19 protein-coding genes are annotated in these 20,107 nt (G+C 73.9%); 5 read left to right on the top strand and 14 right to left on the bottom strand.

From position 1 onward, the window contains the following. Nucleotides 1-179 precede the first annotated feature (179 nt). From ABD223_RS21540 to ABD223_RS21525, 4 genes are all read right to left on the bottom strand, one after another. Nucleotides 180-2,033, bottom strand: coding sequence for a helix-turn-helix domain-containing protein (locus ABD223_RS21540; RefSeq protein ID WP_344038155.1), 1,854 nt, complete (start codon nucleotides 2,031-2,033; stop codon nucleotides 180-182). 18 nt (nucleotides 2,034-2,051) lie between these two features. Further along, complete coding sequence (locus ABD223_RS21535; protein WP_344038154.1) at nucleotides 2,052-3,395, bottom strand: MFS transporter; 1,344 nt, start codon at nucleotides 3,393-3,395, stop codon at nucleotides 2,052-2,054. A 71-nt stretch (nucleotides 3,396-3,466) separates the two neighbouring features. Then, nucleotides 3,467-4,231: a 3-hydroxybutyrate dehydrogenase gene (locus ABD223_RS21530; protein ID WP_344038153.1), complete on the bottom strand. Its 765-nt coding sequence runs from the start codon at nucleotides 4,229-4,231 to the stop codon at nucleotides 3,467-3,469. Between the two features lie 528 nt (nucleotides 4,232-4,759). Continuing rightward, nucleotides 4,760-5,476 carry a TetR/AcrR family transcriptional regulator gene (locus ABD223_RS21525; RefSeq protein WP_344038152.1) on the bottom strand — a complete coding sequence of 239 codons (717 nt, stop codon included), beginning with the start codon at nucleotides 5,474-5,476 and terminating at the stop codon, nucleotides 4,760-4,762. Nucleotides 5,477-5,583: 107 nt separating this feature from the next. Between ABD223_RS21525 and ABD223_RS21520 the strand changes: the two genes are divergently transcribed. Beyond that, nucleotides 5,584-6,855 carry an MFS transporter gene (locus tag ABD223_RS21520; RefSeq protein WP_344038151.1) on the top strand — a complete coding sequence of 424 codons (1,272 nt, stop codon included), beginning with the start codon at nucleotides 5,584-5,586 and terminating at the stop codon, nucleotides 6,853-6,855. Between the two features lie 49 nt (nucleotides 6,856-6,904). On the opposite strand, the gene ABD223_RS21515 is transcribed toward ABD223_RS21520, so the two are convergent. From ABD223_RS21515 to ABD223_RS21490, 6 genes are all read right to left on the bottom strand, one after another. Continuing rightward, entirely contained in the window at nucleotides 6,905-8,050 is a 1,146-nt protein-coding gene (locus tag ABD223_RS21515; protein WP_344038150.1) for an LCP family protein, read from the bottom strand. Between the two features lie 72 nt (nucleotides 8,051-8,122). Next, nucleotides 8,123-8,512: a DUF3037 domain-containing protein gene (locus tag ABD223_RS21510; protein WP_344038149.1), complete on the bottom strand. Its 390-nt coding sequence runs from the start codon at nucleotides 8,510-8,512 to the stop codon at nucleotides 8,123-8,125. Further along, nucleotides 8,496-9,299: a HipA family kinase gene (locus tag ABD223_RS21505; protein WP_344038348.1), complete on the bottom strand. Its 804-nt coding sequence runs from the start codon at nucleotides 9,297-9,299 to the stop codon at nucleotides 8,496-8,498. Before ABD223_RS21505 ends, ABD223_RS21510 begins: the two co-directional genes overlap by 17 nt. A 33-nt stretch (nucleotides 9,300-9,332) precedes the next feature. Next, nucleotides 9,333-10,127, bottom strand: coding sequence for an SGNH/GDSL hydrolase family protein (locus ABD223_RS21500; protein WP_344038147.1), 795 nt, complete (start codon nucleotides 10,125-10,127; stop codon nucleotides 9,333-9,335). A gap of 61 nt (nucleotides 10,128-10,188) precedes the next feature. Beyond that, complete coding sequence (locus tag ABD223_RS21495) at nucleotides 10,189-11,247, bottom strand: lactonase family protein (protein ID WP_344038146.1); 1,059 nt, start codon at nucleotides 11,245-11,247, stop codon at nucleotides 10,189-10,191. A gap of 142 nt (nucleotides 11,248-11,389) precedes the next feature. After that, nucleotides 11,390-12,271 (bottom strand): PPK2 family polyphosphate kinase, encoded by an 882-nt coding sequence (locus tag ABD223_RS21490; RefSeq protein ID WP_344038145.1) that lies wholly within the window; start codon nucleotides 12,269-12,271, stop codon nucleotides 11,390-11,392. 142 nt (nucleotides 12,272-12,413) lie between these two features. On the opposite strand from ABD223_RS21490, the gene rocD reads away from it, so the two are divergent. The 4 genes from rocD to ABD223_RS21470 all read left to right on the top strand — a co-directional run bounded on the left by rocD (nucleotide 12,414) and on the right by ABD223_RS21470 (nucleotide 16,727). Next, on the top strand, nucleotides 12,414-13,637 hold the full coding sequence (gene rocD, locus ABD223_RS21485; protein WP_344038144.1) for an ornithine--oxo-acid transaminase: 1,224 nt from the start codon (nucleotides 12,414-12,416) through the stop codon (nucleotides 13,635-13,637). 95 nt (nucleotides 13,638-13,732) lie between these two features. Next, nucleotides 13,733-15,106 carry a DUF2252 domain-containing protein gene (locus ABD223_RS21480; RefSeq protein ID WP_344038143.1) on the top strand — a complete coding sequence of 458 codons (1,374 nt, stop codon included), beginning with the start codon at nucleotides 13,733-13,735 and terminating at the stop codon, nucleotides 15,104-15,106. Nucleotides 15,107-15,190: 84 nt separating this feature from the next. Further along, nucleotides 15,191-15,895, top strand: coding sequence for a histidine phosphatase family protein (locus tag ABD223_RS21475; RefSeq protein ID WP_344038142.1), 705 nt, complete (start codon nucleotides 15,191-15,193; stop codon nucleotides 15,893-15,895). Continuing rightward, nucleotides 15,873-16,727 (top strand): NAD(P)H-hydrate dehydratase, encoded by an 855-nt coding sequence (locus ABD223_RS21470; protein ID WP_344038141.1) that lies wholly within the window; start codon nucleotides 15,873-15,875, stop codon nucleotides 16,725-16,727. Before ABD223_RS21475 ends, ABD223_RS21470 begins: the two co-directional genes overlap by 23 nt. Here the strand turns inward: ABD223_RS21470 and ABD223_RS21465 are convergent. The 4 genes from ABD223_RS21465 to ABD223_RS21450 all read right to left on the bottom strand — a co-directional run bounded on the left by ABD223_RS21465 (nucleotide 16,724) and on the right by ABD223_RS21450 (nucleotide 19,916). Beyond that, a complete protein-coding gene (locus tag ABD223_RS21465) occupies nucleotides 16,724-16,921 on the bottom strand; it encodes a hypothetical protein (RefSeq protein ID WP_344038140.1) in 198 nt (65 codons plus the stop codon). The two genes, ABD223_RS21470 and ABD223_RS21465, sit on opposite strands and share 4 nt — an antisense overlap. 49 nt (nucleotides 16,922-16,970) lie before the next feature. Then, nucleotides 16,971-17,795: a COX15/CtaA family protein gene (locus ABD223_RS21460; protein ID WP_344038139.1), complete on the bottom strand. Its 825-nt coding sequence runs from the start codon at nucleotides 17,793-17,795 to the stop codon at nucleotides 16,971-16,973. 18 nt (nucleotides 17,796-17,813) lie between these two features. Beyond that, nucleotides 17,814-19,442: an ABC-F family ATP-binding cassette domain-containing protein gene (locus ABD223_RS21455; RefSeq protein WP_344038138.1), complete on the bottom strand. Its 1,629-nt coding sequence runs from the start codon at nucleotides 19,440-19,442 to the stop codon at nucleotides 17,814-17,816. A 231-nt stretch (nucleotides 19,443-19,673) separates the two neighbouring features. Beyond that, complete coding sequence (locus ABD223_RS21450; protein ID WP_344038347.1) at nucleotides 19,674-19,916, bottom strand: DUF3040 domain-containing protein; 243 nt, start codon at nucleotides 19,914-19,916, stop codon at nucleotides 19,674-19,676. Between the last annotated feature and the right edge of the window lie 191 nt (nucleotides 19,917-20,107).

Below are 20,107 nucleotides of genomic sequence, written 5' to 3'. Positions count from 1 at the left end.
TCCCGGACCGGCTGCGGCCGCTGACGCCGTGCCACCGCACCGCGTTCGCCGCGCTGGAGGGGTGGCTGGCGGGCGTCCGACCGCCCGCGTCGGCGACCGTGCCCCGACCGGCCGCGGTCAGCTCGGCGGAGTGCGCGCTGGCGTGACGCCCCCGGGTGGGTCCCGGCCCCGGTCGGGACCTACCCGAGCACCTTCATCAGCTTCAGCGCCAGCTGGACCTCCAGCACGCGCTCCGGCGACTGCCAGTCCTCGCCGAGCAGGCTCGCCACCCGGTCCAGCCGCTGCACCACGGTGTTCACGTGCACGTGCAGCTCGTCCTTGGCGCGGCTGAGGTTCGCGCCGCACGCGAAGTAGGCCGTCACCGTGCGCACCAGCTCGGTGCCGCGGCTCGCGTCGTAGTCCAGCAGCGGGCCCAGCGTCGACCGCACGTACCCGGCGACATCGGCCCGGTCGCCCAGCAGCACCCCGACGAACCCCAGGTCGGCGAGCGTGCCGCCGGTGCCGCGCCGGTCGAGCCGCAGCAGCGCCCGCACGCACCGCACCGCCTCGGCGTGCGCGGCGGCCACCTGGCCGGGGCCCTCGGCCGGTCCGCCGGACCCCACCGTCACCGGCGCGCCGACCGCCTTGCCGAGCACGCGCGCCGCGTCCCGCGCCGAGCACGCCGGGTCCGCGCCGGGCAGCACCAGCACCACGTGCTCGCCGTGGGCGCCCGCCAGGCCGCGGCCGCCGGAGGCGTGGTGCGCGGCGGCGGCGAGCAGCCGGTCGCGCGGGCCGTCCGCGACCAGCACCACGTGCGGCGCGGCCAGCTCCACCCCGATCCGGCGCGCCCGGTCGCGCAGCGCGACCGGGTCGAGGTCCGCGCTGGTCAGCAGGTCGTTGATCAGCTCGCCGCGGACCTTGTTCTCGGCCTCGGCGACGGTGCGGCGCAGGAGCAGCAGCAGGGCGGTGACCACGCCCGCGCGCTCGAACAGGCGGCGGTCGGCGTCGCCGAGGTCCGGCCGGTCGGTGAGGGTGATGCTGCCGAGCAGCTCGCGGCCCGCCAGCACCGCGCACACCCACGTGCCCTCCCGCGGCACGGCCCGGCCGCTGGCACGGGAGGCGTGCACGGCGGCGCGCGGCGCGGGCGCCTGCGCGGTCCCGATGCGGGCCAGCTCCACGCCGTCGCTGTCGTGCACCGCGAGGCCGCCGTCGAGCACCTTCGCCACCGCGGCGGCCACCTCGGGCACGTCCGCGCCGCGCAGCACCAGGTCGGTCAGCCGGTCGTGCGCCTCCTCGGCGCGGCGCAGGGCCTCGTTGTGCGCGCGGATCACCTCGCCCGCGGCGCGGGTCTCCTCCAGCAGGTTCGCGGTGTCCAGGGCGATGGCCGCGTGGTCGGCCAGCGAGGACAGCAGCGCCACCTCGTCGGGCGGGAACTGGCGGGGCGAGCGGTTGGCCGCGTAGAGCACGCCGATGACGCGGCGGCCCAGCTTGAGCGGCACGCCCAGGATCGCGACCAGCCCCTCGTCGCGGACGGCCGCGTCGATGGGGCCGGTGTGGTTGAAGCGGTCGTCGGCGAAGTAGTCGGCGGTGACGTAGGGCTGGGCGGCCTGCGCGACCAACCCGCCCAGCCCCTCGCCCATGCCGAGCCTGACCTGCTGGAACAGCGGGGAGATCGACCCGTCGGTGACCCGCATGTAGGTGCCGCGCTCGCCGGCGTCGTTCATGCTCAGGTAGGCGGTGTCCGCGCCCAGCAGCAGCCGGGCGCGGCGCACGATCGACCGCAGCACCGCGTCCGGGTCGCGCGCGCCCGCCAGGTCGTTGGCCGTGTCGAACAGGGCCTCCAGCTCGGCCTCGCGGCGGCGGTGCGCGGTGAGCGTGCGGCGGATGCGCAGCGCCTGCCCGGTGGCGCGGGCGATCCGGTCCAGCTCGCCGTCCGGCACGCCGGCCGCGCGGGCCGCGGGGAGCACCGCCGCCAGCCGCTCGCTGCCCGCGTCGCCGGCCAGGAGCCCGAACAGCTCCAGCAGGTGATCCACCGCGTCCGCCCCGTCGGTCATGCCGTCATGCTTCCACCGTCACGCCTCCACGCGGGCGCGCTCGGTGACCGTGCGGCTGAGGGAGGTGCCGCGGGTCTCCCTGGACGCCACCACGGCGATGATCGTCAGCACGCACATCCCCAGCACGTACAGCACGATCGGGAACGTGCTGCCGTACTCCTTGAGCAGGGCGGTGGCGATGAGCGGCGCCACCGCGCCCGCCGCAATCGACGCCAGCTGGTAGCCGATGGACGCGCCCGAGTAGCGCACCTTCGTGCCGAACAGCTCGGAGAAGAACGCCGCCTGCGGGCCGTACATCGCGCCGTGCAGGACCAGGCCGACGGTCACCGCCAGCGTGATCGGCAGGAACGACCTCGTGTCGAGCAGGGCGAAGAAGGCGAACATCCACAGGCCGGTGCCGACCGCGCCCAGCAGGTAGGTGGTGCGGCGGCCGATGCGGTCGGACAGCGCGCCCCACAGCGGGATCGTCACCAGGTGCACGAAGGAGCCGATGAGGACGGCGTTGAGGCCCACCGACCGCGACATCCCCAGCTGGGTGGTGAGGTAGACGAGGATGAACGCGGTGATCACGTAGTAGGACACGTTCTCCGCCATGCGGGCGCCCATCGCGATCAGCACCTCGCGCCAGTGGTCCCGCACGACCACCACGATCGGGGGCTTCTCGACCTCGCGCTCCCCGGCCTTGCGCCGCGCCGCCTTCTCCTGCGCCTCCAGGAACACCGGGGACTCGGTCACGCTCAGCCGGATCCACAGGCCGATCACCACGAGCACGCCGGACAGCAGGAACGGCACCCGCCAGCCCCACGAGAGGAACGCCTCGTCGCTCTGCACCGCGGCCAGCACCGCGAGCACGGCGGTGGCCAGCAGGTTGCCCATCGGCACGCCGGCCTGCGGCCAGGACGCCCAGAAGCCGCGGCGCTCCGGCGAGCCGTGCTCGGACACGATCAGCACCGCGCCGCCCCACTCGCCGCCGAGCGCGAAGCCCTGCACCAGGCGCAGGAACGTCAGCAGCAGCGGCGCGGCCACGCCGATCGCGGCGTAGGTGGGCAGCAGGCCCATGGCGAACGTCGCGCCGCCCATCATCAGCAGGCTCAGCACGAGCAGCTTCTTGCGGCCGAGCTTGTCGCCGTAGTGGCCGAACACCAGGCCGCCGAGGGGGCGGGCGAGGAAGCCGATCGCGTAGGTGGTGAACGCGAGCAGGGTGCCGGTGAGCGGGTCGGAGTTGGGGAAGAACAGCTTGTTGAACACGAGCGCGGCCGCGGAGCCGTAGAGGAAGAAGTCGTACCACTCGACGGTGGTGCCGATCAGGCTGGCTATGACGACCTTGGCGAAGGCGGGCTTCGGTTGGGCGGCGTCGGTCATGTGCGTTCACCACTTCGTTGGGGGGACGGGGGCTTGCCGGTGCTCTTGCCGGCCGCTCTCACTTGCCGCTCTCACTGGGCGGTCCAACCGCCGTCGATCGTGAAGGAGGAGCCGGTGACGCGGCTCGCGTGCGGTCCGCACAGCCACAGCACGACCGACGCCACCTCGTCCGGTTCGACGAGCTGCTTGATGGCGTGCCGGGTGAGCAGCACCTCGGACAGCACGCGGTCGGGCTCGATGCCGTGGGCGCGGGCCTGGTCGGCGACCTGGTTCTCGACCAGCGGCGTGCGGACGTAGCCGGGGCTGACGCAGTTGCTGGTGACGCCGTGCGGCGCGCCTTCGAGGGCGATGACCTTGCTGAGCCCCTCCAGGCCGTGCTTGGCGGCGACGTAGGCCGACTTGAAGGCGCTGGCGCGGGTCCCGTGCGCGCTGGAGACGTTGACCACCCGGCCCCAGCCGCGCTGGTACATGTGCGGCAGGACGTGCCGGGCGAGCAGGAACGGCGCGGTGACCATGACCCGCTGGAGCAGCTCGAACCGGTCGGGCGGGAACTCGTGGACCGGGGCGACGTGCTGGAGGCCCGCGTTGTTGACCAGCACGTCGACCTCGGCGGGCAACCGCTCCAGGCCCGGCCCGGCGAGGTCGACCACGTGCCCCGTGCCGCCGATCTCGCGGGCGGCCTCCGCGACGGCGTCGCGGTCGCGGTCGACCAGGTGCACCTCGGCCCCCGCGCGGGCCAACCCCACCGCGCAAGCCCGCCCGATGCCGCTGCCCGCGCCGGTGACCAGGGCGGTGCGGCCGGACAGGTCGGTGCTGTGACCGGGAACACTAGTCATGGCCAGGAACGCTAGGTGACCTGCGGCGCAGCGCCCATGTGAGCGTCCGACACAACTCACCGGTAACCGGTGTGCCCAACCACCAGTCAGCCAAACCGGGACCGACTTCGTGAATACCGCATGAAGTCACCACCCCCGACAAGTAGGCTGCCTTGGCCCGATCGGGGGACGAACTAGCCAATGGGGGTTACGAAGTGTCACTAACGCCGATCTACGACGACCTGCTGCGCGAGTTCGAAGGCATCATCCTGGCCAGCCAAGACACCCCCTCAACCCCTCCCCCACCCACCCCCGCCTCTCCCCCCTCTCCCACCCCAGCCTCTCCCCCCACCCCCTGACCCGCGCGAGTCGTACCTCCAGAACGCGCGAGTCGTACGTTCAGGACCCTCGTGTCGAACACTCAGGACCCCCGGGTTCAACGTTCGCGTCAAGCCTGTGGGGGTGCACGGGCTACCTGAACGTAGAACTCGGGGGTCCGGAACGCACGACACGGTGGACCGGAACGTACGACTCGCGACGTTTTTGTGGTCAGGGGTGGGGGGTCAGCAGGGTGGTTATGCCGTCCAGGAGGCGTTGCAGGCCGAACTCGAAGCGGTCGGCGGCGTAGGGGGCCACGCCTGCCTGAAGGGTTGCGAGCAGGGCCGGGTAGGCGGAGAAGTCGATCAGGCCGGCCAGGATGGCGTCGCGCTCGGTGGCCTCGGCCGTGCTGGGCTCGTGGGAGTCCAGGCTCAGGCGGGCCTGGCCGCGCACGTAGGCGTCCACCGACTCGACCACCGCCATCTTCTCGGCTTCGGTCAGGCCGGTGCCCTCCAGCGCCCGCAGCGCCGAGTCGAGCCACCTGATCGTGTTCGGCCCCGGGAACGGCGTGGTCGCCACCAGCTGGAGCACCCACGGTCGCTTGCGGAAGCCCTCCCAGTCCGACCGCGCCCACGCCTCCGTCTTGGCCCGCCAGTCACCCGGCCACTCGTGCGGCAGGGTGTCGTCCAGCGCCACGGCGTCGAGCATCAGCGCTTCCAGCTCCGCCTTGCCGGGCAGGTAGGTGTAGAGCGACGCGGGCCCCACGCCCAGCTCCTGCGCCACCCGCCGCATCGACAGCGCGGCCAGGCCGTCCGCCTCCACCAGCGCGATCGCCGCGGCCACGATGCGCTCCGCGGTCAAGCCCCGCTGCGGACCCCGCGCGGGGCGGCGGGCGTCCTTCCACAGCAGCTCCAACGCTCGTCGCTGCACGTCGTCCTTTGCGGTCATGGTGAAACTCAGTATACCGTTCGGAGTTGTACGAACGCCGTTCGGAGTTTGGGGGAGCGATGGCGGATGGGGAGAAGAGGGACCAAGAGGGGGAGAGGGCAGCGCTGATGGGGGATGGCGAGCAGGGGAGCCGGAACGGGGAGGGCGGCGAGCAGGGAGGCGGCAAGCTGGAGGGCGGTGAGCGGGGAGGCGGTGGGCGAGGGGGCCGCAAGGTCGGGGACAAGCGGGAGAACCTGGCGTTGTGGGCGGCGACGCTCGCCAACGGGCCCACCGAGTTGATCGACTTCGTGCTGCCGTTGTGGGCGGGGGCGGCCATCGGGTTGCGCGCCACCGAGATCGGGGTGCTGCTCGCGGTGGAGATGGCGCTGTCGGTGGTGGTGCGGCCGGTGGCGGGCGTGCTGGCCGACCGGTGGGACCGCCGCTTCACGGCCGCCGCCGGCGCCCTGCTCTACGCGCTGTCCTGCGCCGGGTACGCGGTCGCCCAGTCCGCGCCGGTGGCCTACGCCGCGGCGGCGGTCGGCGGGGCCGGTGGCGCGCTGCTGTGGGTGGCCGTGCGGGCGATCGTGAGCGAGCGGCTGGCCGAGGACTCCGCGGTGTTCGCGCGCCTGCTCTCGTCCCAGGAGACCGGGACGTGGGTGGCGTTCGTGGTGGGCCTGTCGCTGATCGGCCAACTGGGCTTCGCCGGCCTGTTCTGGGCGTGCGCGGCCGCGTGCGCGGTGGCGGCGGTGTGCCTGGTGGTGGCGCCGCGACGTCCCGGGCACGGCGGCGGGGCCGCGGTCGGGCTCGGCCTGCGCGCGGTGGGCAAGCGTTTGCGCCCCATGCTGTTCGCGGTCGTGATGACCATGGCCGCCGAGGCCGCCGTGGGGTTGCTGCTGCTCCTGCACCTGCAACGGGGGTTCGACCTGGAGGTGGTCGAGGTGGCGTGGGTGTTCCTGCCCGGCGCCATCGCGATGAGCGTCGCGGCCGAGTACCTGCACCGGCACGTGCTGCGGTTCGGGCGGCGGCGGGTGCTGGTCACCGCGTCGGTGGCGAGCTGCGCGTTCGCGGTGAGCCTGGCGTGGGCGCCCACCCCGCACGTGATCGCCGGGCTGTGGGTGCTCAGCGGGCTGGCGTGGGCGGCGGTGATGCCGGTGCAGCAGGCCGTCATCGCCGAGGCCTCCGCCGGGCAGGTCGGCCGCGGCATGGGCGTGTACGAGTCGGCGTGCCTGGTCGGCGCGCTCATCGGCAGCCTGGCGGCGGGGGCGCTGTACGACGGGGCGCACTGGTGGGTCGCGTGCGTGGTGGCCGCCGGGATGATCCTGGCGGGCGCGGTCGTGGTGCCGCGGGCGGTGCGGGCGCTCGGCGTGCCCGACGTGCCGGTGGAAGCGGGGCGGAGCTGAGAGCGGGCCGCCGGGGAGTCCCCGGCGGCCCGCACCTCGGTCGACGGAACTACTGGGGCGGCGGGAGCAGCTCGGCGGGCACCGGCTCGTCCCGCTCCAGCGCGCCGAACAGCGCCAGCGCCTGCTCCCGGTTCCACTGCACGACCGAGCCGACGCCGCCGATGGTCGGGGTGCCGCCCACCGGCACGGTCACCGTGTCCACTCCCCCACCCATGGCGAACGCCATGCCCACCAGGTTGTGCAGGTTGTCGTCGTCGGCGATGGAGATCGAGTCCGTGCCCGCGAACAGCAGCGGGAACGCCCGGAACGGGTTGGCCAGCACAGAGGGGCTCGTCGCCTTCTCGGTCAGCGCGGCGAGGAACTTGCGCTGGTTCTCCACCCGCTGGAGGTCCGCCCGGGCGAACGCGCGGGTCCGCACGAAGCCCAGCGCCTGCGCGCCGTCCAGCTCCTGGCAGCCCGCCTGGAGGTCCAGGCCCGCCAACGGGTCCTGGATCGGCTCGTCGACGCACAGGTCCACGCCGCCGACCGCGTCCACGATCCCGGCGAACCCGCCGAAGCCGATCTCCATGTAGTGGTCGACGTGGATGCCCGTGGCGCCTTCGACGGTCTGCACCAGCAGCGGCGCGCCGCCGAACGCGAACGCCGCGTTGATCTTGTTCTTGCCGTTGCCCGGGATGTCGACGTAGGAGTCGCGGGGCATGCTGACCAGCGTCGCCTTCCCGGAGCCCTCCGGGATGTGCAGCAGCATGATGGTGTCGGTGCGCCGGCCTGCCGCGTCACCGGTGGCGAGCGCGGCCTTCTCCTCCTCGGACAGGTCGTCGCGCGCGTCCGACCCGACCAGCAGCCAGTTGGTGCCGGGCGTGTCGGCGGGCCTGCCCTCGTAGTCGGGCAGGGCGTCGATGCGGCGCAGCGACGAGTCGACGTAGAACCACATGCCGACGGCGAACACCAGCAGCAGCACCAGCACCGTGCCGATGGTCCGGCCGACCCGCCGCTTGCGGCGCGGCGGGGCCTGCCGGTACCCGCCCTGCGCCGCCGCGGCCTGCTGCGACCCCGCCGGCTGGTAGGTCGGCGGCGGCCGGTGCGCGTCCTGCGGCGGCCGGCCGCCGACCGGGTAGGACCGCGTCCGCTGCTGGGGGCGCTGCGGCGGGCGCCCACCCCGTTGGTACCCGCCCTGCTGATACCCGGCGTTCATCAGACGACCCCGCTCCGTTTGTCGGCCACTGCTCGCACCTAAAGACGCCTTGCGCGCCAAGAGGTTGCCAGCCTAGTGGGCGGGCGGGAGCACGAGCGCGGCCAGCAGGCGGTCCAGCTCGGCCTCCGGGTCCTCGGTCAGACCGGTGTGCGCGGGCGAGGTCTGGACGATCGTCGACCGGGGCGCGGTCAGCCAGCGGAAGCGCTGACCGGGCGACGTGCGGGACACCGGACCGGCGGTCGGCGAGCCGGCGCACGACAGGCCGAGGTGGGTCAGGCTGGCCCGCAGCACCTCCACGTCCAGGAACGGGTCCAGCGCCAGCACGCGCTCCTCGTCCACGTGCACGCGGGCGCCGAGGAAGTCCAGGTCCTTGCAGTAGACCAGCACCCCGACGTTGACGAACTCGCCCCGCTCCTGGCGGGGCACGGCCCGCAGCAGGGCGTACTCAAACACGTGCGGCACGCGCGGCCTCCAGCTCGTCGACCCACGTCCGCGGCCCGGCCAGGCGGGCGGCGAAGAACCTCTCGTACGCGTCGCGCACGGCCTCGGGCGTGCCGAACGCCTCGTCCTTCGCGAGCCACTTGTCGGGCACCAGGGCCAGCACCTCGCGCACCAGCTCGGGCGTGACGCGGGCGGACAGCTCGGCGTCGACCGGGGCGAGCGGCCCGGCGAACGGCACCATCAGGTGGTCGGCGGCGTCGAACCGGTAGCTCGCCGCCGGGAACCGCTCCGGCCGCCAGGAGTGGTGGAAGTACAGCGAGGCGCCGTGGTCGATCAGCCACAGCTCCCGGTGCCACAGCAGGGTGTTGGGGTTGCGCCAGCTGCGGTCCACGTTGAGGGTCAGCCCGTCCAGCCACAGCAGCCGGGCGGCCAGGTCGGCGGACGGCTCGCGCACCACCGGGTTGTAGTCGAACGAGCCGGGCAGGTAGTCCAGGCCCAGGTTCCGCCCGCCGCTGGCCTTCAGCAGCTCCTGCACCTCCTGGTCGGGCTCGGACCGGCCCAGCGCGGGGTCCAGGTCGACCAGGACGATCTCCGGCACGTTGAAGCCGAGGCGGCGGGCCAGCTCGCCGACCACGACCTCGGCGATGAGCGCCTTGACGCCCTGGCCCGCGCCGCGGAACTTGAGCACGTACATGCCGAGGTCGTCGGCCTCCACCAGCCCCGGCAGGGAGCCGCCCTCCCGGAAGGGCGTGACGTAGCGGGTGGCGGCGACCTGGCGCAGCCCGTTCGTGGGTTTCACGTCGGGCATCATCGCCGGTCGGCCGCCGCCACCGCCAACGAGTTAGCCGACCCGGCCGCCGGCGGCCACCTCGGCGTCGGCGCCGGCAGCGGCCACCGCCTCGGCCAGCGCGGGCAGGTAGCCGGACTCCTGGCCCTTGCCGCTGGGGTGGTACGACCGGTCGTGCGGCAGCAGCATCAGGCCGTTGATCCACGGGTCGCCGGAGCACACGCCGTGGCCGTCGAACTCGTCGCGCACGTCGGCGTAGGTGAACCCGGCCGCCTCCGCCCGCGCCGCGATCACCTCGCTCATCACGTCCACGGCCCGGTCGAGCGCGTCGCGCTTGGGCTCGCTCATCAGGCACAGCGAGCGTCCGCCGCCGAACAGGCGCGGGTAGCCGAGCACGACGACCCGCGCCTGTTCCGGCGTCCGCTCGCGCACCAGGCCGTACAGGGCGTCCAGCCGGCCGGGCAGCTCGTCCCGGACGAACGCCTCGGCCCGCTCGACCCGCTCCACGCAGGACTCGTCCTCGCCGATCGTGCACGTGGTCATCACGTCGGCGAACCCGGCGTCGTTGCCGCCGACCGTGAGGGTGACCAGCGTCGTCGCGGGCGTGATCCGGGTCGACTGCCGCTCCACGTCCGCCGTGGTGGCCCCGGCGCAGGCGGCGAACACGAAGGACGCGTCGTTGCGCTCGGCCCACCGCGCGGGGTGGGCGGCGGAGCTGCGCCGGCACGAGTTCGACGACTCCCCGCCGGCGCCGAGCCCCGCCGCGTAGGAGTCGCCGAGCGCGACGTGCTCCGGCGCGGCGGGAGCGGGGGCGAGGGACATGAGCAGCGCGACCGCGATCATCTTCATGCGGTCGTCCTACCACTGTGGACAGTCGTCGGCCGGGAAGTTAACCCGTCAGTGCGAACTCCTACAGGGCGACGCAGACCGGGACCGGGGCCTCCAGCGAGGCGACCTCGCGCAGCCCCCCGGTGGCCCGGTCGACGGCGAACGTGGTGACGTTGCCGGAGTTCTGGTTGGCCGCGAGCAGGAACCGGCCCGCCTGGTCGAGGGTGATGTGCCGGGGGTACTCGCCGCCCACGGGCGTCGCCCCGACCAGCCGCAGGGCCGCGCCGCCGCGCTCCACGGCGAACACCGCGACGCTGTCGTGGCCCCGGTTGGACAGGTAGGCGAACCGGCCGTCCGCGGACACCACGACCTCGGCCGGGTAGTTGCGCGGCGAGGTGGGCGCGCCCTCGGGCAGCGTGCTCAGCTTCGCGCCGGGCGTGAGCACCCCGCGCTCGTAGCTCGCCACCACGATCGTGGAGTCCAGTTCGTTGGCGATGTAGGCGTGCCGCCCGGACGGGTGGAACGCCAGGTGCCGCGGCCCCGCGCCGGGGTGCAGGCGGGCGACGCCCGCCGACGTCAGCCTGCCGTCCTCGCCGAGCCGGTAGCTGTGGACGGAATCGGTGCCGAGGTCCACGGCGAGCACGAACTCGCCGCGCGGGTCGGGCAGCACCTGGTGGGCGTGCGGGCCCTCCTGCCGCTCGGGGTCGGGCCCGGAGCCGGAGTGCTCGACCAGGTCGGTGCGCTCGCCGAGGCCGCCGTCCGGTCGCACCCGGTGCACGGCGACGCTGCCGGAGCTGTAGTTGGCCGACAGCAGGAACCCGCGGTGCAGCGCCAGGTGGCACGGGTCGGCGCCGCCGGTGGACTGGCTGTTGATCACCTCCGGCACGCCGTCCGGGCGCACGGCCAGGGCGGTCACCGCGCCGTCGGCCTGCTCGTTGACCGCGTAGAGCCGCCTGCCCGCGTCGATCACGAACGACGGGTTGGGCACGCCCTCCACCACGCCGGTCACGCGCAGCCGGCCGGTGGCCGGGTCGTACGAGGCCAGGCCGATGCCGCGCCCGCCGCCCTCCCAGGTGGTGTAGGTGCCCAGGTAGGCACGAACCCCCGCCCGTCCCTCACCCGTCGCCACGCCCTCGGTCATCAGCAACCCCGCTCCCACGCCAACGGCCCCCAGGAACCGACGCCTGTCCACAACCACGCTGAACCTCCGCTCGACTGCCCGCGGCAGTCCCACAGTGGCCTGGACGACTGTCGAGCAGCAAGAGGCGCAACGAAGATTGCGTCTAGCGCAACGGATCGTCCTCCCGGAGGCGTGCCAACTCGACCTCAGGATCGTACGAGGGCTCCGGGTACTCCGGTCCGAGGTCCCCCAGCGCCTCCAGCAGCAGCCGGGCGACCGCCCAGTTCCGGTACCACTTGCGGTCGGACGGGATCGCGTACCAGGGCGCGGTCGACGTCGAGCACCTGGTCAGCGCCTCCCGGTAGGCCTGCTGGTACCGGGAGAACTTCGCCCGCACGGCCAGGTCGCCCGGGTCGTACTTCCACCGCTTGACCGGGTTCTCCAGCCGCGCGACCAGCCGCTCCTTCTGCCGCTCCGGCGAGATGTGCAGGAAGCACTTGACGATCTTCGTGCCCCCGTCGGCCAGCTCGCGCTCGAACTCGTTGATCTCCCGGTAGCGGGTGCGCAATTGGGCGGCGGGCACCAGCCCGTCGACCTTCGGCACCAGCACGTCCTCGTAGTGGGAGCGGTCGAACACGCCGATGTAGCCGGGTTCGGGCAGCTGCTTGTGGATCCGCCACAGGAAGTGGTGCCGCCGCTCGGCCGGCGTGGGCTTCTTGAACGAGGCGATGCGCAGGCCCTGCGGGTTGACCAGGCCCGCGACGTGCCGGATCGTGCCGCCCTTGCCCGAGGTGTCCAGGCCCTGGAGCACCAGCAGCACGCTGCGCCGGCCACCGCCCAGCCCCTCGGCGTAGAAGGCCTCCTGGAGCGCGTCGAGCCGTTCGCCGACCCCGACCAGGTCCTCGGCGGCCTCGGCCTTCGAGGACGGCCCGACGGGCGTGGCGGCGGGGTCGACCCCCGCCGGGTCGAAGTCCGGGCCGACCAGGAAGGCAGCCGACACCGGCTGGTCCCGAACCGACCGGACCCGGGTGGTCTTCTTCGCCATCTTCGCCAAGGTAGTCGCCTCACCGGATGGCTGCCTCTTGTGCAACGGATTGCCGCGTTAACGGCAGATTGCGCAACGAATACACCGGACACGCAACGCCCGGCGGCTGAAATCGCCGGCATCGGCCCTCTAACCTGGTGACATGACCGCCACCGCCCTTCCCACCGCCGAGCAGTTCATCGCGCTCGACGACGAGTGGAGCACGCACAACTACCACCCGCTCCCGGTCGTGATCTCCCACGGCGAGGGCGCGTGGGTGACCGACGTCGAGGGCCGCCGCTACCTGGACTTCCTGTCCGGCTACTCGTCCCTGAACTTCGGCCACCGCCACCCGGAGCTGGTGGCCGCCGCGGTCGGGCAGCTGGGCCGGGTCACGCTGACCAGCCGGGCGTTCCACCACGACCAGTTCGGCCCGTTCTGCCGCGAGCTGGCCGAGCTGACCGGCACCGACGTGGTGCTCGCCATGAACTCCGGCGCGGAGGCCGTCGAGTCGGCGATCAAGGTCGCCCGCAAGTGGGCCTACCGGGTCAAGGGCGTGCCCGCCGGCGCCGCCGAGATCGTCGTCGCGGGCTCGAACTTCCACGGCCGGACCACCACGATCGTGTCGTTCTCCACCGACGAGGACGCCCGCGCCGACTTCGGGCCGTTCACGCCGGGCTTCAAGGTCGTCGAGTACGGCTCGCTCGACGCGCTGCGCGGCGCGATCACCGAGCGCACCGCGGCCGTGCTGCTGGAGCCGATCCAGGGCGAGGCGGGCGTCGTCGTGCCGCCGGCCGGCTACCTGGCGGGCGTGCGGGCGCTGTGCGACGAGCAGGGCGTGCTGATGATCGCCGACGAGATCCAGTCCGGCCTCGGCCGCACCGGCGAGGTGCTGGCGCTGGACCACGAGGGCGTGCGGGCCGACCTCTACACGCTGGGCAAGGCGCTGGGCGGCGGCATCCTGCCGGTGTCCGCGGTGGTCGGCAGCCGGGCGGTGCTGGGCGTGCTGCGGCCCGGCGAGCACGGGTCGACCTTCGGCGGCAACCCGCTGGCGTGCGCGGTCGGCCGGGCCGTGGTCCGGCTGCTGGCGACCGGCGAGTTCCAGCAGCGCTCCCGGGAGCTGGGCGCCCACCTGCACGCGCGGCTGGGCGAGCTGGTCGGTCACGGCGTGGCCGAGGTGCGCGGGCGCGGCCTGTGGGCCGGGGTGGACATCGCGCCCGGCGGCCCGCGCGGCCGGGAGGCGTCCGAGGCGCTGGCGCGGCTGGGCGTGCTGTGCAAGGAGACCCGCGACACGACCCTGCGCGTGGCGCCGCCGCTGGTGGTCACCCGGGCCGAGCTGGACCGCGGTGTGGACGCGCTCGGTGAGGTGCTGGGCACTCCTCGCTAACACCGTGCCCGAATTGCGCTTTCAGCCCGATTGCGCAGGTCACAGACGTGTCGAGGTCGGTGCATTCGCCGACCTCGACACCCATCATTGGCCACATGGGTGAACGCAAGCGCGCCGAGGCGGCCAGGGCGCTGGGCCGGTGGACCGAACCGGAGGAGGTCCTGGCGCGCGGTCGCGCGCTGCGCGCGGCGGTGAGCCACGAGGCGCACCGCAAGGCGCTGCTCGCCCCGGACCGGCCGGGCGTCGTGGAGTTCGTCGAGGCGTCCAACGAGGGCAGGCTGCCCGAGCTGGCCCCGCTGCGCGTCGGCCGGATGCTCGCCTCGCCGTTCGCGTTCTTCCGGGGCAGCGCGGGCCTCATGGCGGGCGACCTGGCGGTGGGCGCGAGCACCGGGCTGGACGCGCAGCTGTGCGGCGACGCGCACGCGGCCAACTTCGGGCTCTACGGCACGCCCGAGGGCAACATCGTCATGGACATCAACGACTTCGACGAGACGCTGCCCGGACCGTGGGAGTGGGACCTCAAGCGCCTGGCCACCTCGCTGGTGCTGGCCGGCCGCGAGGGCGGGGTGTCGGAGAAGGGCTGCCGCGACGCGGCCGAGGACGCGGTGCGCGCCTACCGGGGCGCGGCCCGGCACCTGGCCGAGCTGCCGTTCCTGGAGTCGTGGAGCGCGCTGGGCGACGAGTCGGTGCTGTCCAAGTCCAAGGCCGACGACCTGACGCGCCACTTCGCCAAGGCCGCGTCCAAGGCGCGCCGGAACACCAGCGCCCGCGTGGCCGCCAAGTGGACCCGGCGCGAGGGCGAGCACTGGCGCTTCGTCCCGGACCCGCCGGTGCTGACCCGCATCCCGGCCGACGTCGCGCGGACCGTCGTGGACGCCCTGCCGTCCTACGTGGACACCCTGCGCGAGTCCCGCTACAACCTGATCATGCGCTACGGCGTGTCGGACGTGGCGTTCCGCGTGGTCGGCACCGGCAGCGTGGGCCTGCGCAACTACCTCGTGCTGCTGCACGGCAACGGCGACGAGGCGCTGGTGCTCCAGGCCAAGGAGGCCCGGCCGTCCGCGCTGGCGCCGTTCCTGCCCGCCGCGCCGGCCAAGCACGAGGGCAAGCGGATCGTGCACGGCGCCCGGCTGGTGCAGGCGGAGACCGACATCCTGCTCGGCTGGACCACCATCGACGGCAGGCCGTTCATCGTGCGCCAGTTCCGCAACCGCAAGGGCGAGATCGACGCGACCACGCTCAAGCGCGACGACCTGGACGACTACGGCCGGCTCGCGGGCGCGCTGCTGGCCCGCGCCCACAGCCGGTCGCTCGACCCGCGGCTGCTCGCCGGGTACTGCGCGGACGGCGAGGAGCTGGACGGCGCGATCGGCCGGTACGCGCTGGACTACGCCGACCGGACGTGCGCCGACCACGAGGAGCTGGTGCGCGCGGTCGGGGCCGGTCGGCTGCCCGCCGAGACCGGGTGACCCGCCGGGCGGCCGGGCGCGGCGCGGGTGGTGTTCGGCCCCGTCGAGGTGAACTCGGGCGCCGGCGCCGCTAAGTTCGCCGGTGTGGACTGGATCGGAGTGATCAGGCACGGCGAGAGCAACGGCAACGTGGCCCGCGAGGTGGCGGAGTCGGGCGGCCACGAGGTGATCGACATCCCGGAGCGGGACGCGGACGTGCGGCTGTCCCCGGCGGGCCTGGACCAGGGGCGGGCGCTGGGGCGGTGGTTCGCCGCGATGCCGCGCGACCGGTGGCCGGACGTGGTGGTGGCCTCCCCCTACCGGCGGGCCGTCGACACGGCCGCGCTGGCGCTGCGCGGGCACCCCCGGATGCTGGTCGACGAGCGGCTGCGCGACCGCGAGCTGGGCGTGCTGGACCTGCTGACCACCCACGGCGTGGCCGCGCGGTACCCGGAGGAGCTGATCCGCAAGCGGCGGCTCGGCAAGTTCTACCACCGGCCTCCGGGCGGCGAGTCGTGGGCGGACGTGGCGCTGCGGCTGCGGTCGCTGCTGCGGGACCTGGAGGGCGCGCGGGTGCTGCTGTTCGCCCACGAGATCACCCACTTCCTGCTGCGCTACCTGCTGGAGCACCTGCCCGAACAGGACCTGCTGGCGTACGCGCACCACTCCGTGGTCCCCAACGGCGCGCTGACCTCGTGGCGTCGCGACGGCGGTCTGTGGGTACTGGAGGAGGAGTTCCAGGCAGACCAGCTGCGCGAACACGGCGCCGAACCCACGGAGACCGAGGATGCCACGATCACGTCCACCTGAGCCCGTCACGTCCGCGCTGCTGCGCGAGTGGCTGCCCGAGCACGAGGACCGCGGCACGGTGCTGGTGGTCGGCGGGTCGCGGCGGGTGCCGGGCGCGGTGCTGCTGGCGGGCATCGCGGCGCTGCGGACCGGCGCGGAGACCCTCCAGCTGGCCATCGCCGAGCGGCACGCCTCCGGGCTCGGGCTGGCGGTGCCCGAGGCGCTGGTCGTGGGGCTGCCCGAGACCGACGCGGGCGCGGTGTCGCGCGAGGCCGCCGACGTGCTGGGCGACCTGGTCGGCGAGGCGGCGTCGGTGGTCGTCGGGCCCGGCCTGGTCGACGCGGACGAGACGGCCGCGCTGCTGGAGCGGCTGCTGCCGCTGACGCGCGGCCCGGTGGTGCTGGACGCGTTCGCGCTGGGCGCGCTGGGCACGCACCCGTCGCTGGGCGACCCGGTGCGCGGGCGGGTGGTGCTCACGCCGAACACCGTGGAGGCGGGGTACCTGCTCGGCTCGGAGGTCCCCGACCACGTCGAGGCGGCCCGGGGGATCGCGGCGAAGCACGACGCGGTGGTGAACCTGATGGGCGTCGTGGCCGCACCGGACGGGCGGGTGTGGCAGGACAGCACCGGCCACATCGGGCTGTCCACCTCGGGCAGCGGCGACGTGCTGGCGGGCCTGGTCGGCGGGCTGCTGGCGCGCGACGACGACCTGGCGCGGGCCACGTGCTGGGCCGGGCACGTGCACGCGATGGCCGGGCAGCGCTTGGTGCCGCGCACCGGCCTGACCGGCATGCTGGCCCGCGAGCTGCTCGACGAGGTGCCGCAGGTGCTGGTGGAGCTGCGGTCGCGCTAGTCGCGGACCGCCGGCTCGTCGCGCTGCCACAGGGCGACGAGCACGACGGGCACGGCGGCGCAGAGGGTGACCGCGATGGCCAGCGCCCTGCCCGCCGTCCCGTCCAGCAGCACCTGGGCGAGGGTGGCGAGGGTGGTCAGCGCGAGGACGGCGGCCATGGCGAGCCAGAACCGCCTGCTGTATCGGCGTCTCATGCGCCCAGGGTCCTCCCGGGCGGCCGGGCGCGCCATGACCCGAACGGGGTCAGGCGCGGACCACGACGCGCGTGGTGGCGGCCACGACCAGCGCGGCGACCACCACGTGCGCGGCGACCAGCGGCACCGGCAGGGCCAGCGCGCCCTGGGCCGCGCCGATCGCGCCCTGGAGGAGGGTGAGGGCGAGCAGGGCGACCGCCGCCCGGTTCCGCAGCCGCGCCACCGCCACCGCCTGGAGGGCGAGCAGCAGGAGCACGGCCGCCGCGTGCGCCGAGGTCAGCGCGGCGGCGTCGAGGCCGAGCCGGCGGGCGTCCTCGTCACCGGCGTGCGGGCCGCTGCCGGTGACCAGCGTGCCGAGCACCAGGACGGCGGCGAGCGCCACCGGCAGCGCGAGGACCCATCGCGGCGGCCTGCCGACGGCCCCGCCGAGCAGGTCGACCAGCACCGTCAGCGCCGCCACCAGCACCATGCTGACCAAGAAGTGCGCGGCGACGACCTCGGGCGCCAGCTCCTGCCGCACGCTGAGCCCGCCGACCAGCCCCTGCACGCCCACGCCGACCAGGGCGCCCACCGCCAGGGCCAGTGCGCCGCGCGGCCGCTCGCGGTGCCGGGCCACCACGACCACCAGGACCAGCACCACCAGGCCCACCACGACGCCCAGCACCCGGTTGCCGAACTCGACCACGCCGTGCGCGCCCATCTCGGGCGTGGTCACGAACGAGTCGTCGGTGCAGCGCGGCCACGTCGGGCAGCCCAGGCCGGAGCCCGTCAGCCGGACCAGCGCGCCGGTCAGCACGATCAGCACGTTCGCCGCCAGCGCGGCGACGGCGGCGACCCGCGCGGCGCGGGCGGTGGGCAGCTGCACAACGGTCACGCCGTGCAGCCTAGGGAGTCAGCGCACCCGCTCGACGCGCGCCTCGTCCCACACCGGCTCGTCCACCTCCACCACCCGGCCGTCCGAGCGGAACAGCAGGAAGCGGTCGAAGGAGCGGGCGAACCAGCGGTCGTGCGTGACCGCGACGACCGTGCCGGTGAACTCGTCCAGGGCCTGCTGCAACGCCTCGGCCGAGTTCAGGTCGAGGTTGTCGGTCGGCTCGTCAAGCAGCAGGAGCGTGGCGCCGGACAGTTCGAGCAGCAACACCTGGAACCGCGCCTGCTGGCCGCCGGACAGCGTCTCGAACCGCTGGTCGCCCTGCTTGCCGAGGCCGTAGCGGCTCAGCGTGGCCATCGCGGCGCCCCGGTCGCGCCCGGCGCGGCCGTCCTCGCCGTGCCACAGGATGTCCACCAGGGTGCGGCCGACCCACTCCGGGTGCTGGTGGGTCTGCGCGAACAGGCCGGGCACCACCCGGGCGCCCAGCCGCGACGTGCCGGTGTGGGCGACCCGGTCACCGCCCAGCAGGCGCAGGAAGTGGCTCTTGCCGGAGCCGTTGGAGCCCAGCACGGCCACCCGGTCCTCGAAGAAGACCTCCAGGTCGAAGGGCTTCATCAGGCCGGTCAGCTCCAGGTCCTCGCACGTGATCGCGCGAACGCCGGTGCGGCCGCCGCGCAGGCGCGGCGCGACCTTCTCGTCGGTCGGCAGCTCCGGCGGCGGACCCGCCGCCTCGAACTTCTCCAGCTTCGCCTTCTGCACGCGGTACTTGGCCGCCATGACCTCGCTGATCTTCGCCTGCACCTGGAGGGTGCGGACCAGCTCCTTGAGCCGCTCGTGCTCCTCGTCCCAGCGACGGTGCAGCTCGGCGAGGCGTTCGATGCGGTGCGCGCGGGCGGCGTGCCAGGTGCCGAACGACCCGGCGTGCGTCCACGCGGACCGGGCCTCGACCGCGACCACCTGGGTGGCGGCGACGTTGAGCAGCTCGCGGTCGTGGCTGACCAGCAGGACGGCCTTGCCGGTCTCGGACAGGCGCGCCTCCAGCCAGCGCTTGCCGGGCACGTCCAGGTAGTTGTCCGGCTCGTCGAGCAGCAGCACCTGCTCGGGGCCGCGCAGCAGGGCCTCCAGGACCAGGCGCTTCTGCTCGCCGCCGGAGAGGGTGCGGACCTCGCGGAACCGGGCCCGGTCGAACGGCACGCCCAGGGCGGCGACGGTGACCACGTCCCACAGGACCTCGGCCTCGTAGCCGCCGACCTCGCCCCACGCGGTGAGCGCGTCGGCGTAGCGGAGCTGGGTCGGCTCGTCGTCGGTCTCCATGAGCTGGAGCTCGACGGCGTCGAGGGTCTCGGCGGCGGCGCGCAGGGGCGGCGGCGAGACGGCCAGCAGCAGGTCGCGGACGGTGCTGTCGTCGCGGACCGAGCCCACGAACTGCGGCATCACGCCCAGGCCGCCCTGGACGCGGACGCTGCCCGCGGCCGGGGTCAGCTCGCCGGACAGGATGCGGAGCAGCGTCGTCTTGCCGACGCCGTTGGCCCCGACGAGGGCGACCACGCTGCCCGAACCGACCTTGAACGAGACGTCGCGGAACAGCTCGCGGCCGTCCGGCAGGCGGAAGGCGAGGCCGTTGGCGTCCAGGAATCCCACGTCCGGCATGGTCCGGCACGGACGGCGGTCGTGGCGAGCGCTTTTGGCGGATTCGGGCGTTTTTCGGCGCTCACGTGCCCGGCATCACTCACCTGGCGTCGTGCGACTGGCGGTGTCACTGACGTCGTGTGGCTGGCGTCGTGTGCCGGCGATCAGGCCCGGTGGTCACCGGCCGCGCGTGGATGAGCACGTCGCAACGGCCGGTCCCGGTCGCACCGGGCCCTGACGGCACGGTGGCGTCTAACGCCAGGTGTAACCGCGCATCAAGACCAGCACGGCGGCGAACCCGAGCGAGCCCAACGCCGGACCGAACGAACCGAGCACCAGCAGCAGCACGCCCAGGCCGGCGAACAGGGCCACCAGGGCGTAGCTCAGGACCGGGTTGCCGGGCTTTCCGGCGACGAGAGCCGATGCCAGGGCCGGCTCCTCGTCCATGAGTCTCATCTCGATCTCACTCAGGGTGCGGCGTTCCGCTTCGCTCATCACGCGCGAGGGATACCCGGCCCCAACCAGGCAAAACCAACCCCGAACGGAGTGCTCCCGATGCCCGAACGGCCCACACGCGGACCAACCTGAACGCAGAACTCACCGGTCCCGAACGTACGACACGGTGGCCCCGAACGTACGACTCGCGGGTCCTGGACGTACGACTCGCGATGCTTGAGTGGACGACT

Source organism: Saccharothrix xinjiangensis (assembly GCF_039527585.1).
In the GTDB taxonomy this organism is placed as follows: Bacteria; Actinomycetota; Actinomycetes; order Mycobacteriales; family Pseudonocardiaceae; genus Actinosynnema; species Actinosynnema xinjiangensis.
This window is presented reverse-complemented; position numbering and strand designations above follow the sequence as displayed.